Source organism: Winslowiella sp. 2C04 (assembly GCF_050037805.1).
Taxonomy (GTDB): Bacteria; Pseudomonadota; Gammaproteobacteria; order Enterobacterales; family Enterobacteriaceae; genus Erwinia; species Erwinia toletana_A.
The window spans coordinates 3523191-3536470 of record NZ_CP188300.1 but is presented as its reverse complement, the minus strand read 5'-3'; the positions used below and the strand labels follow the sequence as shown (position 1 = coordinate 3536470).

The window sequence follows — 13280 nt, the reverse complement described above, 5'->3', positions numbered from 1 at the left end:
CCGGTCACTGTGGTAAAATAATCGCAGTTCGACGTATTCAGGTCACTCTATGCAGCGCATCTTACTCTTGATCATCGGCTGGCTGGCAATTGCGCTCGGCACGCTTGGCGTTATTTTGCCGCTATTACCGACCACGCCGTTTATTCTACTGGCGGCATGGTGTTTTGCACGTTCTTCTCCGCGCTTTCACCACTGGTTACTGTATCGCTCATGGTTTGGCGGCTATATTCGTCACTGGCAACAACATCGCGCCCTACCGCCCAAGGCAAAAGGCCGGGCGATACTGTTTATTGTGATTACCTTTGCCGTTTCACTGTGGCTGGTAAAACTGCTGTGGTTACGTGTTCTGCTGGCACTCATGCTCTGCGGATTAATCTGGTTTATGCTGCGCCTGCCGGTGGTTGCGTCAGAGCAAGAAAATCGCTGATGTGGCGGATGATGGTTGCAATTATCCGGCACTTTGCTTAGATTTGAACGTTTTCGTGCGCGGCTCCCCTGTTTGACCCGATCTCTCTCTGCGGCTGTAGACTGCCAGAGAGGTCCGGAGCTGCGCGAGTCAGATTCGTTTTTACCAGGCATAACATTATGACCGCGACTGCGCAGCAGCTTGAATTCCTTAAAGACAGTATCAAAAGCATCCCGGACTATCCTAAGCCGGGCATCCTCTTTCGTGATGTAACCAGCCTGCTGGAAGACCCGAAAGCGTATGCCATCTGCATTGAACTGTTAGTTGATCGCTATCGCAATACTGGCATCACCAAGGTGGTGGGCACCGAAGCGCGTGGTTTCCTGTTTGGTGCACCCGTCGCGCTGGGGCTGGGCGTTGGTTTTGTACCGGTACGTAAACCGGGCAAATTGCCACGCAAAACCTTCAGTGAAAGCTACGAGCTGGAATACGGCACCGACAGCCTTGAACTGCATTGCGACGCGATTGGCGCCGGCGATGTCGTGCTGGTGGTTGATGACCTGCTGGCAACTGGCGGCACGCTGGAAGCCACGGTGAAACTGATCCGCCGCGCCGGTGGTGAAGTGAAAAACGCCGCTTTTGTGATCAACCTGTTTGATCTGACCGGTGAAGCGCGCCTGAAAGCGATGGGCGTTGACTGCTATAGCTTAGTCAATTTCCCCGGCCACTAAGATCCCAGATACTTCAGGCGGCAGTGGCGTTGGCTGCCGCTCGAATTATATTGGACATTCTTTACCTACCATCTTCAGCCTCGCTGTAAAACTGCGGCTGTGTTAGCATTAACCCCTGTTTCACTGACAAATTCTGCGAATTAATGAGCTATCAGGTACTTGCCCGCAAGTGGCGTCCACAAGCGTTTACTGATGTTGTCGGTCAGGAGCATGTCCTGACAGCGCTGGCAAATGGCCTGTCGCTCGGCCGCATCCATCACGCTTATCTTTTTTCCGGCACCCGCGGTGTGGGAAAGACCACCATTGCGCGCCTGCTGGCGAAAGGACTGAACTGTGAAACCGGCATTACTGCCACCCCCTGCGGCCAGTGCGATAACTGCCGTGAAATTGAACAGGGGCGCTTTGTCGATCTGATCGAGATCGATGCGGCTTCACGCACCAAAGTTGAAGACACCCGCGATCTGCTGGACAACGTTCAGTACGCTCCGGCACGCGGTCGTTTTAAAGTTTACCTGATTGATGAAGTGCACATGCTGTCGCGGCACAGTTTCAACGCCCTGTTGAAAACGCTGGAAGAGCCGCCGTCACACGTCAAATTCCTGCTTGCCACGACCGATCCGCAAAAGCTGCCGGTGACCATTCTGTCACGCTGTCTGCAGTTCCATCTGAAAGCACTGGATGCAGAGCAAATTCGCGGCCAGCTCGAGCATGTATTAAAACAGGAAGCGATACCGGCGGAAAACCGTGCTCTGCAGCTGCTGGCGCGTGCCGCCGATGGCAGTATGCGTGATGCGCTCAGCCTGGCCGATCAGGCGATCGCCATGGGACTGGGGCAGGTCAGTACCGAGACGGTTAACGCCATGCTTGGCACGCTCGACGACGAACAGCCACTGGCACTGATTGAAGCGTTAGTGGATGCTGAAGGTCAGCAGATGATGGCGTTGCTGAACCAGGCTGCGTCACGCGGCGTAGAATGGGAAGCGTTGCTGGTTGAAATGTTGCGCCTGCTGCACCGTATTGCGATGTTGCAGCTGTTGCCTTCGGCGATCGGCGACGATCAGGCCGCGATAGAACAGCGGTTGCGCGAGCTGGCCCGAGTGTTGCCACCTGCGGATGTGCAGCTTTACTATCAGACGCTGTTGGTCGGGCGTAAAGAGCTGGCGCTGGCACCGGATCGCCGTATGGGCGTTGAAATGACGTTACTGCGCGCGCTGGCGTTTCATCCGCGCCAGGTGATTGCCGAACCGGTATCCCGGCCGGTGATGACGCCGCAAGCTCAGCCACAGCTGAGTGCACCGACCAGCGCGCCGTCACAGCCGCCAGCACCTCATACTGTGCCGGACAGCGCACCGCCGGATAATTTGCCCGATGCTACCAGTCAGCTACTGCAGGCGCGCACCCAACTGATGCGTCAGCAGGGAGCGACCAAAGCAAAAAAGAGTGAGCCGGCGGCGCCAGGTGCGCGGCCGGCAAGTTCGGCACTGGAGCGACTGGCTTCAGTTACCGAGCGCGGTCAGAAGCGACAGCAAGCTGCTGCCGCAGAGGCTGGCGCGACGGTAAAAAAAGAGGCGTATCGCTGGAAAGCGCTGAATCCGGTCGAGGCGAAGCCGGAACCGGTCGCCACGCCGAAAGCATTGCGCTCGGCGTTAGAGCACGAGAAAACGCCGGAGCTGGCCAACCGACTGACAGAAGAGTCGCAGCAGCGCGATGCCTGGGCGGCAGAAATTGCCGCAATGACGCTGCCTAAACTCGTCCAGCAGCTGGCATTAAACGCCTGGAAAGAACAGACTGAGCAGGGCGTTTGTCTACACTTACGTGCCGGACAGCGCCACCTTAATTCGCCATCGGCACAGAAAGCGCTGGCGGAAGCATTAAGCCTGGCGGCAGGCCAGACGGTTGAACTGACGATTATCGAAGATGATAATCCATCGGTGCTAACCCCACTGGAGTGGCGACAGGCAATTTATGAAGAAAAGCTGGCGCAGGCGCGCCAGTCGATAATCGCGGATACTCACATCCAGACCCTGCGTCGGTTTTTTGATGCCGATCTGGATGAAGAGAGTATTCGCCCCGTTTGAACCGCCGCCTAAGCGTATCCGACGATTACGCGGCCTGAGCTGAGAGAGAAGACTATGTTTGGTAAAGCCGGTTTGGGCAACCTGATGAAGCAGGCCCAGCAAATGCAGGACAAAATGGCCCAGGTGCAGGAAGAGATTGCTGCAATGGAAGTCACCGGTGAATCCGGTGCCGGTCTGGTAAAAGTGACCATCAACGGCGCACATAACTGCCGTCGTGTTGAAGTCGATCCAAGCTTGCTGGAAGATGACAAAGACATGCTGGAAGATCTGGTCGCTGCGGCATTCAACGATGCGGCGCGCCGTGTTGGTGAAGCGCAGAAAGAGAAAATGGCAGCAGTTTCCAGCGGAATGCAGTTGCCGCCGGGCTTTAAGATGCCATTCTGATGCAAACCAGCCCGCTCCTCGAAACACTGATGGAGTCGCTGCGCTGTTTACCCGGTGTCGGGCCTAAATCAGCGCAGCGCATGGCATTCCAGCTGTTGCAGCGCGATCGCAGCGGCGGAATGCGGCTGGCGCAGGCGCTGACCCGCGCGATGTCTGAAATCGGTCACTGTAAGGATTGCCATACTTTTACCGAGCAGGACATTTGCACCATCTGCGCCAATCCGCGACGTCAGCAGAATGGTCAGATCTGCGTGGTGGAAAGCCCGGCTGATATTCACGCCATTGAGCAAACCGGCCAGTTTGGCGGTCGCTACTTTGTGCTGATGGGCCATCTTTCACCGCTGGACGGTATCGGCCCTAATGATATCGGACTGGATCGCCTTGAACAGCGACTGGAACGTGAAACTCTTCAGGAAGTGATTCTTGCTACCAATCCGACGGTAGAAGGTGAGGCGACTGCTAACTATATTGCGGAGCTTTGCGGGCAGTATGGTGTCGATGCCAGCCGCATCGCTCACGGTGTACCGATGGGTGGCGAACTGGAAATGGTCGATGGCACCACCCTGTCACACTCGCTGGCGGGACGTCAAAAGATTAAATTCTGAACATTTGCAGGTACGGCGTAATCGTGCCTGCTTGAAAAGTTTTATTTCATCCCCATCTCCTCCTCAACATTCAATAAACCTGATTTGTTGAGGTATCAATGACCATGAAAGGACAAGAGACACGTGGCTTCCAGTCAGAAGTAAAACAGCTTCTGCATTTGATGATCCACTCCCTCTATTCAAATAAAGAAATCTTCCTGCGCGAGCTGATCTCCAACGCTTCAGATGCTGCGGACAAGCTGCGTTTCCGCGCGCTCTCTTCCCCTGAACTGTATGAAGGTGATGGCGAGCTGCGGGTCCGGGTTTCGGTGAACAAGGAGCAACGTACCATTACGCTGAGCGATAACGGTATTGGTATGCGTCGTGATGAAGTCATTGAAAACCTGGGGACGATTGCCAAATCTGGCACCAAATCTTTCCTCGAGTCGCTCGGTTCCGACCAGGCGAAAGACAGCCAACTGATTGGTCAGTTTGGTGTCGGTTTCTACTCGGCGTTTATCGTGGCGGATAAAGTCTCGGTGCGCACCCGTGCGGCCGGTGCTGCTGCCGATGAAGGGGTATTCTGGGAGTCGGAAGGTGAGGGTGACTACACCATTGCTGATATCGAAAAAGCCGATCGTGGCACCGAAATCACTCTGCATCTGCGTGAAGGCGAAGATGAGTTCCTTGATGCGTGGCGCGTGCGTGGCATTATCAGCAAATACTCTGACCACATTGCTCTGCCGGTAGAGATTGAGACGCACAACGAAGAAGACGACACCACCCACTGGGAAAAAATCAACAAAGCGCAGGCGTTATGGACGCGTAATAAGTCCGACGTCAGCGACGACGAATACAAAGAGTTCTACAAGCATATTGCCCACGACTTTACCGATCCGGCGGTCTGGAGCCACAACCGCGTCGAGGGCAAGCAAGAGTACACCAGCCTGCTGTATATTCCGGCACAGGCGCCGTGGGATATGTGGAACCGCGATCATAAGCATGGCCTGAAACTGTATGTTCAGCGCGTGTTTATCATGGATGACGCTGAGCAGTTTATGCCGAACTACCTGCGCTTTGTGCGTGGACTGATCGACTCCAACGACCTGCCGCTGAACGTGTCTCGTGAAATCCTGCAGGATAGCCGTATCACCCAGAACCTGCGCAGTGCGCTGAGTAAGCGTGTGTTGCAGATGCTGGAGAAAATGGCGAAGGATGATGCGGAAAAATATCAGCAGTTCTGGCAGCAATTTGGCCTGGTCCTGAAAGAAGGCCCGGCAGAAGATGCCAGCAACGGTGAAACTATCGCTAAACTGCTGCGCTTTGCTTCAACCAGCAGTGAAGGTTCAGCGCAGACCGTGTCGCTGGAAGACTACGTCAGCCGGATGGTTGAAGGTCAGGATAAAATTTACTACATCACTGCCGACAGCTATGCAGCGGCGAAAAGCAGCCCGCACCTTGAGGTGTTCCGCAAGAAGGGCATCGAAGTCCTGTTGCTTTCAGACCGCATTGACGAATGGATGATGAGCTACCTGACTGAGTTTGACGGTAAGTCCTTCCAGTCGGTCAGCAAGGCGGACGATTCTTTAAGCAAGCTGGCTGATGAAGAGAGCGACGAGCAGAAAGAAGCGGAAAAAGCGCTGGAGCCGTTTATCGAGCGGGTGAAAACCTTGCTTGGCGAACGAGTGAAAGAAGTGCGCCTGACCCATCGTCTGACTGATACGCCGGCAATCGTGACTACCGAAGCCAACGACATGAGTACCCAAATGGCGAAACTGTTTGCCGCGGCGGGGCAGGCGGTGCCGGAAGTGAAGTATCTGTTTGAGATCAATCCGGATCACGCGCTGGTGAAACGCGCTGCCGACACGCAGGACGAAGCGCGCTTTGCCGAGTGGATCGAGCTGTTGCTGGATCAGGCGCTGTTTGCTGAGCGCGGTACGCTGGACGATCCAAACCAGTTTATCCGCCGGATGAATCAGCTGCTGATTGCCTGAGGCCGGTTGTAAAGCGGCGGCGTTTTCGCCGCCCATGCCCGGAGGTGGCATCCTGCATGTCATCATAACCGGATCTGAAGGCGGCTAAGGCCGCCTTTTTTACTCTGCGCCAGCCGCTTCAGCCAGTAACCAGCGGCGAAAAATCACAATGTCCGGCTCATCTTCCCTTGCCTGCTTCACCATCATCCAGGTGGCACGAGCCATCGCAGTGAATCCCACCGGCGCAATCAGCGTGCCATCTTCCAGCTCTTTTTTTACCAGAATCCGTGGCGTAATCATCAGGCCTAATCCGTTGCGCGCCGCCTGAATACCGAGCGTCAGGTTATCGAAATATCTGCCAGCCCAGAAGTCTCCGCGTGCGCCGCTTTTTTCCGCCCATTCAGCCCAGGCATGGCGCTTGGTATCGGCATGCAGCAGTGGCAGGGTGGTGAAATCGGTGTCGAAGTCGACCTGCCGATCAAAATCGGCTGAGCAAACCGGGCCAATATAATCAACGGTAATCAGCGTAGTGGCAATATCCTGATGAGTGGTCTGCTCGTGGCTTAGAATCAGCACGTCAGTCTGATCGCTGCGCACTTTATCAATATCCATATGCGTCTGAAAATTAAGAGCAATATTGGGGTGCTGCCGGCTGAAATCACTGATGCGTGGGATCAGCCACTGGGAAAGAAAACTGGGGGCACTGGATACCGTCAGGCTGCTGCTGGTGCGTTGCGATATTTTCTCACAGGTGATTTCAATTTCGTTAAATGCCTGCGTACAGGTTTTCTTCAGGCGCTCGCCGTCTGCTGTCAGCTGAACCCGACCATTCGCCCTGATAAACAACGGTTTACCCAGCCACTCCTCCAGCTGTTTGATCTGATGGCTGACGGCGCTGTGGGTAACATTCAGTGACTGAGCCGCAAGGCTGAAGCTGTTGTGCAGTGCCGCCTGCTGAAAATAACGCAGTGCGCGTAATGAGGGAAGTCCCGCCATTGATGACTACCTGTTAGAAAAACTAACAAGAAGTGTCTGTTTATATCATTTCAAAGTCCAGCTGCAATTTCATACTCTTGGCGACGGAAGTTAACGAAACACGGCGAGAATAAGCCGTGGCCGCTAATTACTTCGCCAGCACCGGGGAATCAGTATCGTGCTTTCTGGCACTGCTGGCCGCAAAAAAATAACAACCATGCACTCTCTCCGCGGCTGCACACAGCAATCAGCCGCAAAGCAGTTTTTTACCGGCAAGAGTTAATCAATAATGGATAAATCCTCGCTCTCTCCTTTGCGGCAAAAAATTGCAGATACATCGTCCGAAAAGGACGCAAAGACGCTGCACAATCAGCTGCGCCAGGCCCTTTCCCGCCTGTATAAGCTGGAAAATCACGATCTCTTTTTTGTGAAATCAGTCACAGCCGGACGGGTGATCTTATCGCATCTGTTTCACAAGCAGGAGGTGGCGCGCTGTGTGGCGCGACAAACCAGCCAGCTGCCAGCCAGTGAACTGTTGAACCACCGCACCGCACGTCTTGGCGAACCGGGAAAAGTGCCGATGATCACCCATGTAAATCCCCGCACCGGTAAGGTCAACAGCCTGCGCGGCTGTGAGGGAAAGGGAGTGGTCGATGCCTCCGACAGTTTTGCCACCTCGCTGCATGAGGAGCTGGTGCGCGACAGCGCTATTTTTATTACGCCACTTCACCGGCATGCTTCGTTGTCGTCTGGCCTGGCGATGATTGCGCTGCGCACCACCGCCTTCAGTACCCTGATGCGCAGTGAACTGCGGCTGTTTGAAGCCTCAACGGTTCCGGCGAGGCCGCTGGCCGATGCGCTAGGGATAATACGCAGCAGTCACTGGCAGCCGTATAATCTGGCGTAGCTGAAAGCGCACGCTGAATAAAACGGATAAATACAGTGACGATAAACACGTCAACCTCCGAAGGTGTTACCGAGAACAAGCTTGTTAAGTTGCTGTAATAATGATGGATTTATTTATTAATTCACAACATGGCAGCATAAATGTTACTGCCGCTTAACTGCCCGCTTTCTTGTGGATACCTGGGCTTAATGGTATGTTCTTGGCCTTATTAGTTAGATCAATGCGATTCGCAAGGGGATTTACGCAATGCGTATTATTCTGCTCGGCGCTCCGGGCGCAGGAAAAGGTACTCAGGCTCAGTTCATTATGGAGAAATACGGCATTCCGCAAATCTCCACCGGTGACATGTTACGTGCAGCAGTCAAAGCTGAAAGTGAGCTGGGTAAACAAGCCAAAGAGATTATGGATGCTGGCAAGCTGGTGACCGATGAGCTGGTCATTGCGCTGGTTAAAGAGCGAATTGCGCAGGATGATTGCCGTAACGGTTTTCTGCTCGACGGCTTCCCGCGTACCATTCCACAAGCTGATGCTATGAAAGAAGCCGGCATCAAAGTGGATAACGTGCTGGAGTTCGCCGTACCTGATGAACTGATCGTTGAGCGAATTGTGGGTCGCCGTGTGCATGCGCCATCAGGCCGCGTTTACCACGTCACCTTCAATCCACCGAAAGAAGAAGGCAAAGACGACGCGACCGGCGAAGAGCTGACCACGCGTAAAGACGATCAGGAAGAGACCGTGCGTAAGCGCCTGGTGGAATACCATCAGATGACTGCTCCGCTGATTGCTTATTACAGCAAAGAAGCGGCAGCCGGTAACACCGCCTACCACAAAATTGACGGCACGCGTAAAGTGTCTGAAGTCAGCGCCGAGCTGGCAAAAATCCTCGGTTAATCGTTTCTGGGCCGGGTTTCACCTGGCCCTTTTGCAGCAATCGGTTCATCCCCCGCAATTTTTAGCTACAATCATTCTCGTTTTCATTTATACCCACCTTTATGCCAATAAAAGGAATAAAAATGAGGCAAGATAAACCCGGCGTATTGCTGGTAAATCTCGGCACGCCTGATGCGCCAACCGCCGCTGCGGTAAAGCGCTACCTGAAACAATTTCTTAGCGATCCGCGCGTTGTTGATACGCCGCGCTGGTTGTGGTGGCCGCTCCTTAACGGCGCGATCCTGCCGATTCGCTCTCCGCGCGTGGCAAAGCTGTACGCTTCGGTATGGATGGATGACGGTTCTCCGCTGTTGGTTTACAGCAAACGTCAGCGTGACGCGCTGGCAGCCCGTCTGGATATGCCGGTTGCGCTCGGCATGAGCTACGGTAATCCCAGCCTGAAAAGCGCGGTGGACAGCCTGATGCAGCAGGGCGTCACGCGCCTGATCGTGCTGCCGCTCTATCCGCAATTCTCCTGCTCGACCGTAGCGGCGGTGTGGGACGGCTTAACCAAAGTGTTTGCCGGCTACCGTTCGCTACCGGACGTGCAGTTTATCCGCGATTATGCCACTCATCCTGGCTACATTGCCGCGCTGAAGGCGTCGGTGGAACGCTCTTTTGCTGCCCACGGTAAACCCGATCTGCTGGTGATGTCTTTTCACGGCATTCCACAGCGTTTTGCCGACGAAGGTGATGATTATCCGCAGCGCTGCCACGATACGGCCGATGCACTGGCGGCGGCGCTGGGACTGGGTCCGAACGAAGTGATGTTGACCTTCCAGTCGCGCTTCGGTCGCGAACCCTGGTTAACGCCGTATACCGATGAAACGCTGAAAGGTTTACCGGCTAAGGGCATTAAGCATATTCAGATTATGAGCCCTGGCTTCTCAGCAGACTGCCTGGAAACGCTGGAAGAGATTAGCGAACAGAACCGTGAATTCTTTATGCATGCTGGTGGTACGCAGTTTGAATATATTCCGGCGCTAAATGATGACGCCGAACATATCGATATGATGGTGGATTTAGTCAACCGCCAGCGTTAATCACTCTGGCTAAGTGGGGCCGTGAATATGTTATGATTCACGGCCTGAATTCTTCCAAAGTTATTAATCATGAAATTTCCCGGCAAACGTAAATCCAAACACTACTTCCCCGTTAGCGCACGCGATCCGTTACTGCAACCTCAACTCCAGCCAGAAAATGAAAACGGCAGCAGCTGGGTAGTGGGTATCGATCAGACGCTGGTGGATATCGAAGCCAAAGTGGATGATGCTTTTGTCGCGCGTTATGGTCTCAGCGCCGGTCACTCGCTGGTGATTGACGATGACGTTGCTGAAGCGCTGTACAGCGAGCTGATGCGCGAGCAGTTAATCAGCCATCAGTTTGCCGGTGGCACCATCGGTAACACCCTGCATAACTACTCGGTGCTGGCGGATGACCGCTCGGTGCTGCTGGGTGTGATGTGCAGCAACGTGCAGATTGGTGGCTATGCCTATCGCTACCTGTGTAACACCTCCAGCCGTACCGATCTCAACTACCTGCAAGGCGTCGATGGTGCGATTGGCCGCTGCTTTACCCTGATTGGCGATAACGGTGAGCGGACCTTTGCCATCAGCCCGGGGATGATGAATCAGCTGCGCGAGGAGAATATTCCGGAACAGGTGATCGCCGGTGCTTCTGCGCTGGTGCTGACTTCTTACCTGGTGCGCTGCAAGCCGGGTGAGCCGATGCCGGCTGCCACCATGAAAGCGATTGAATATGCGAAAAAGCATAATGTGCCGGTGGTTCTGACGCTCGGCACCAAATATGTGATTGCCGATAACCCACAGTTCTGGCGCGACTTCCTGCGCGACCACGTATCTATTGTGGCGATGAATGAAGATGAAGCGCAGGAGCTGACCGGCCTCAGCGATCCGCTACTGGCGTCAGATAAGGCACTGGACTGGGTTGACCTGGTATTATGTACCGCCGGGCCAAACGGGCTGTATATGGCAGGTTTTACCGAGGATGAAGGCAAACGCAAGACCAATCATCCGCTGCTGCCGGGGGCAATTGCCGAGTTTAACCAGTATGAATTCAGCCGTGCGATGCGCCATCAGGATTGTCAGCAGCCGCTGCGCATTTTCTCGCATATCGCTCCCTATATGGGCGGCCCTGAGAAGATAATGAATACCAACGGGGCAGGGGATGGAGCGCTGGCGGCGTTACTGCACGATATTACCGCCAACAACTATCACCGGACCAATGTGCCGAATTCCAGCAAGCATGCACGCAGTTATCTGACCTACTCCTCGCTGGCACAAGTATGTAAGTACGCTAATCGCGTCAGCTATCAGGTGTTAAATCAGCACTCACCACGCCTGACACGGGGATTGCCGGAACGTGAAGACAGCCTGGAAGAGTCTTACTGGGAAAGGTAACTACCGGTTAATTCAGCGAATGGGCGGCTAAATGCCGCCCATATTGCTTTATAGCGATTAAATTGGGCACTGCTGGGGTTGCGGCTCGGTTTCCAGGTCCAGCTTAAGCATATTCAACATGCTGTTAGCGATTTCACGCTCGCCCATCACCACGCGATCGGCTCCGCGCTCCATGATGTATTCCACTTCATCGTCGTAATGCGCACGGGCAATAATCTCGATATTAGGGCGCTTTTCGCGAGCGGCAGTGACGATCTCTCCGGCTTCATAACCATTTGGAATCGTCAGTAACAACCAGCGGGCACAATCCAGCCGCGCCAGTTCCATGGTGTCGGCGCGCGCCGCATTGCCCAGCACCGCTTTGATTCCCTGTTCACGCAACGCCTCGACGCGTGGCCGGGAGTTTTCAACCACCACAATCGGTACGCCAGCTTCAATCAGGCGCGAGCCAAGCAGGCTGCCGACGCGCCCGTAGCCGACCACCAGCGCGTGATTACACAGGTCGACCGGAATCTGTTTCTCATCTTCGATGGCTTCTTCCATTGTCTGTTCATCGATGGTTTCTGTTTTTTCCAGAAAACGCTCCAGCAGGGTAAACAGAATCGGGTTGAGCATAATCGACAGAATCGCCGCTGCCAGCACCAGATTACGCCCCTCTGCTGAGAGAAGATTGAGAGAAATACCCAGTCCAGCCAGAATAAAGGCGAACTCGCCGATTTGTGCCAGACTTGCCGAAATGGTCAGCGCGGTACGACGCGAGTGTCCAAACAGTGTCACCAGGAAATAGGCAACGATGGATTTGCCGAGCACGATAATGGCCAGCGCACCAAGAACCGCCAGCGGCTCCTGTACCAGAATCATCGGGTCAAACAGCATACCAACCGAGACGAAGAACAGCACCGCAAACGCATCGCGCAACGGCAGCGTATCGTGGGCAGCACGGTGGCTCAGCTCTGACTCATTCAGCACCATACCGGCAAAGAAGGCGCCCAACGCGAAGGAGACATCAAAGAATTCAACGGCGCCAAAGGCAATACCCAGCGCCAATGCTAATACTGCGAGAGTGAACAGCTCACGTGAACCGGTAGCGGCGCTTTTTGCCAGAATCCATGGTACTACGCGGCGGCCAACCACCATCATCAGCACCATAAATGCCACCACTTTACCGATGGTCAGCACCAGATCCCACGCCAGCATTGAGACACTGGCATTGCCTTGCTCCAGCATACCGGCAATGGCAGGCAGCAGAACCAGGGTTAATACCATGACCAGGTCTTCAACAATCAGCCAGCCAATGGCAATTTGACCGCGCTGGCTGTCAATTAACTGACGTTCTTCCAGCGCGCGCAGTAACACCACGGTACTGGCGGTGGAGAGACAGAGGCCAAACACCAGGCCGGTCATCAGCGACCAGCCCATACTCCACGACAGCGCCATACCCAACAGAGTGGCGACCGCAATCTGCGCAATAGCGCCGGGAATGGCGATGGATTTGACGGACATTAAATCTTTAAGCGAGAAGTGCAGACCAACACCAAACATCAGCAGAATAACGCCGAGTTCAGCCAGCTCCGGGGCGAGGTTGGTGTCAGCGACGAAGCCTGGCGTAAAAGGGCCAGCCAGTACCCCTGCTAACAAATACCCGACTAACGGCGAGATGCGCAGGCGGTTGGCCAGCATGCCAAGGAGGAAGGCAAGAACCAGGCCTCCGACAATTGTCGTGATAAGCGGTGTGGTGTGATGCATGCCTGTCTCCTTGTGTCTCCCGGAATAACTGAAGCTGTAACGGCATCAGGCGCGGATGGGCGGCGAATACCAACCCTGCATCGCGGTGGGTAATCTGACCGCCTTGCTGCATATTCAGTCACTACGGGTGTATGCAAATGTGTCCG

Annotated in this window: 12 protein-coding genes and 1 other annotated feature; of the genes, 10 read left to right on the top strand and 2 right to left on the bottom strand. The window is 54.6% G+C overall.

Going from position 1 to position 13280, the window contains the following annotated elements:
* Positions 1–49 precede the first annotated feature (49 nt).
* The 6 genes from ACP3TC_RS15975 to htpG all read left to right on the top strand — a co-directional run bounded on the left by ACP3TC_RS15975 (position 50) and on the right by htpG (position 6177).
* A complete protein-coding gene (locus tag ACP3TC_RS15975) occupies positions 50–427 on the top strand; it encodes a DUF454 family protein (protein ID WP_313856173.1) in 378 nt (125 codons plus the stop codon).
* Between the two features lie 158 nt (positions 428–585).
* A complete protein-coding gene (apt, locus tag ACP3TC_RS15970) occupies positions 586–1137 on the top strand; it encodes an adenine phosphoribosyltransferase (RefSeq protein ID WP_313856174.1) in 552 nt (183 codons plus the stop codon).
* A gap of 143 nt (positions 1138–1280) precedes the next feature.
* Positions 1281–3215: a DNA polymerase III subunit gamma/tau gene (gene dnaX, locus ACP3TC_RS15965; protein ID WP_426816822.1), complete on the top strand. Its 1935-nt coding sequence runs from the start codon at positions 1281–1283 to the stop codon at positions 3213–3215.
* Positions 2551–2612 (top strand) — a sequence feature (DnaX frameshifting element). Its footprint overlaps the gene before it by 62 nt.
* A 54-nt stretch (positions 3216–3269) precedes the next feature.
* Entirely contained in the window at positions 3270–3599 is a 330-nt protein-coding gene (locus ACP3TC_RS15960) for a YbaB/EbfC family nucleoid-associated protein (protein ID WP_313856177.1), read from the top strand.
* Entirely contained in the window at positions 3599–4204 is a 606-nt protein-coding gene (gene recR, locus ACP3TC_RS15955) for a recombination mediator RecR (protein WP_313856179.1), read from the top strand. The genes ACP3TC_RS15960 and recR overlap by 1 nt, the downstream gene beginning before the upstream one ends.
* A 104-nt stretch (positions 4205–4308) precedes the next feature.
* Positions 4309–6177 (top strand): molecular chaperone HtpG, encoded by a 1869-nt coding sequence (htpG, locus tag ACP3TC_RS15950; RefSeq protein WP_426816821.1) that lies wholly within the window; start codon positions 4309–4311, stop codon positions 6175–6177.
* A gap of 99 nt (positions 6178–6276) precedes the next feature.
* On the opposite strand, the gene ACP3TC_RS15945 is transcribed toward htpG, so the two are convergent.
* Complete coding sequence (locus tag ACP3TC_RS15945) at positions 6277–7152, bottom strand: LysR substrate-binding domain-containing protein (RefSeq protein WP_313856183.1); 876 nt, start codon at positions 7150–7152, stop codon at positions 6277–6279.
* A gap of 268 nt (positions 7153–7420) precedes the next feature.
* Between ACP3TC_RS15945 and ACP3TC_RS15940 the strand changes: the two genes are divergently transcribed.
* From ACP3TC_RS15940 to ACP3TC_RS15925, 4 genes are all read left to right on the top strand, one after another.
* The gene (locus ACP3TC_RS15940; RefSeq protein ID WP_426816820.1) at positions 7421–8038 is read left to right on the top strand and encodes a DUF6024 family protein; all 618 of its coding nucleotides are present in this window, start codon (positions 7421–7423) and stop codon (positions 8036–8038) included.
* Between the two features lie 246 nt (positions 8039–8284).
* Complete coding sequence (gene adk / locus ACP3TC_RS15935; RefSeq protein ID WP_313856186.1) at positions 8285–8929, top strand: adenylate kinase; 645 nt, start codon at positions 8285–8287, stop codon at positions 8927–8929.
* A 122-nt stretch (positions 8930–9051) separates the two neighbouring features.
* Positions 9052–10011: a ferrochelatase gene (hemH, locus tag ACP3TC_RS15930; protein WP_313856187.1), complete on the top strand. Its 960-nt coding sequence runs from the start codon at positions 9052–9054 to the stop codon at positions 10009–10011.
* A gap of 69 nt (positions 10012–10080) precedes the next feature.
* Positions 10081–11388, top strand: a complete 1308-nt coding sequence (locus ACP3TC_RS15925; protein WP_313856189.1) for an inosine/guanosine kinase — start codon at positions 10081–10083, stop codon at positions 11386–11388.
* A 57-nt stretch (positions 11389–11445) separates the two neighbouring features.
* Here the strand turns inward: ACP3TC_RS15925 and ybaL are convergent, their stop codons facing one another.
* Complete coding sequence (ybaL, locus tag ACP3TC_RS15920; RefSeq protein ID WP_426816819.1) at positions 11446–13134, bottom strand: YbaL family putative K(+) efflux transporter; 1689 nt, start codon at positions 13132–13134, stop codon at positions 11446–11448.
* Positions 13135–13280: the final 146 nt, after the last annotated feature.

Coding starts and splice junctions, on each gene's coding strand:
- dnaX (WP_426816822.1), top strand. CDS start 1,281: ATGAGCTATCAGGTACTTGCCCGCAAGTGGCGTCCACAAGCGTTTACT.
- ACP3TC_RS15975 (WP_313856173.1), top strand. CDS start 50: ATGCAGCGCATCTTACTCTTGATCATCGGCTGGCTGGCAATTGCGCTC.
- ybaL (WP_426816819.1), bottom strand. CDS start 13,134: ATGCATCACACCACACCGCTTATCACGACAATTGTCGGAGGCCTGGTT.
- hemH (WP_313856187.1), top strand. CDS start 9,052: ATGAGGCAAGATAAACCCGGCGTATTGCTGGTAAATCTCGGCACGCCT.
- adk (WP_313856186.1), top strand. CDS start 8,285: ATGCGTATTATTCTGCTCGGCGCTCCGGGCGCAGGAAAAGGTACTCAG.
- recR (WP_313856179.1), top strand. CDS start 3,599: ATGCAAACCAGCCCGCTCCTCGAAACACTGATGGAGTCGCTGCGCTGT.
- ACP3TC_RS15940 (WP_426816820.1), top strand. CDS start 7,421: ATGGATAAATCCTCGCTCTCTCCTTTGCGGCAAAAAATTGCAGATACA.
- apt (WP_313856174.1), top strand. CDS start 586: ATGACCGCGACTGCGCAGCAGCTTGAATTCCTTAAAGACAGTATCAAA.
- ACP3TC_RS15925 (WP_313856189.1), top strand. CDS start 10,081: ATGAAATTTCCCGGCAAACGTAAATCCAAACACTACTTCCCCGTTAGC.
- htpG (WP_426816821.1), top strand. CDS start 4,309: ATGAAAGGACAAGAGACACGTGGCTTCCAGTCAGAAGTAAAACAGCTT.
- ACP3TC_RS15960 (WP_313856177.1), top strand. CDS start 3,270: ATGTTTGGTAAAGCCGGTTTGGGCAACCTGATGAAGCAGGCCCAGCAA.
- ACP3TC_RS15945 (WP_313856183.1), bottom strand. CDS start 7,152: ATGGCGGGACTTCCCTCATTACGCGCACTGCGTTATTTTCAGCAGGCG.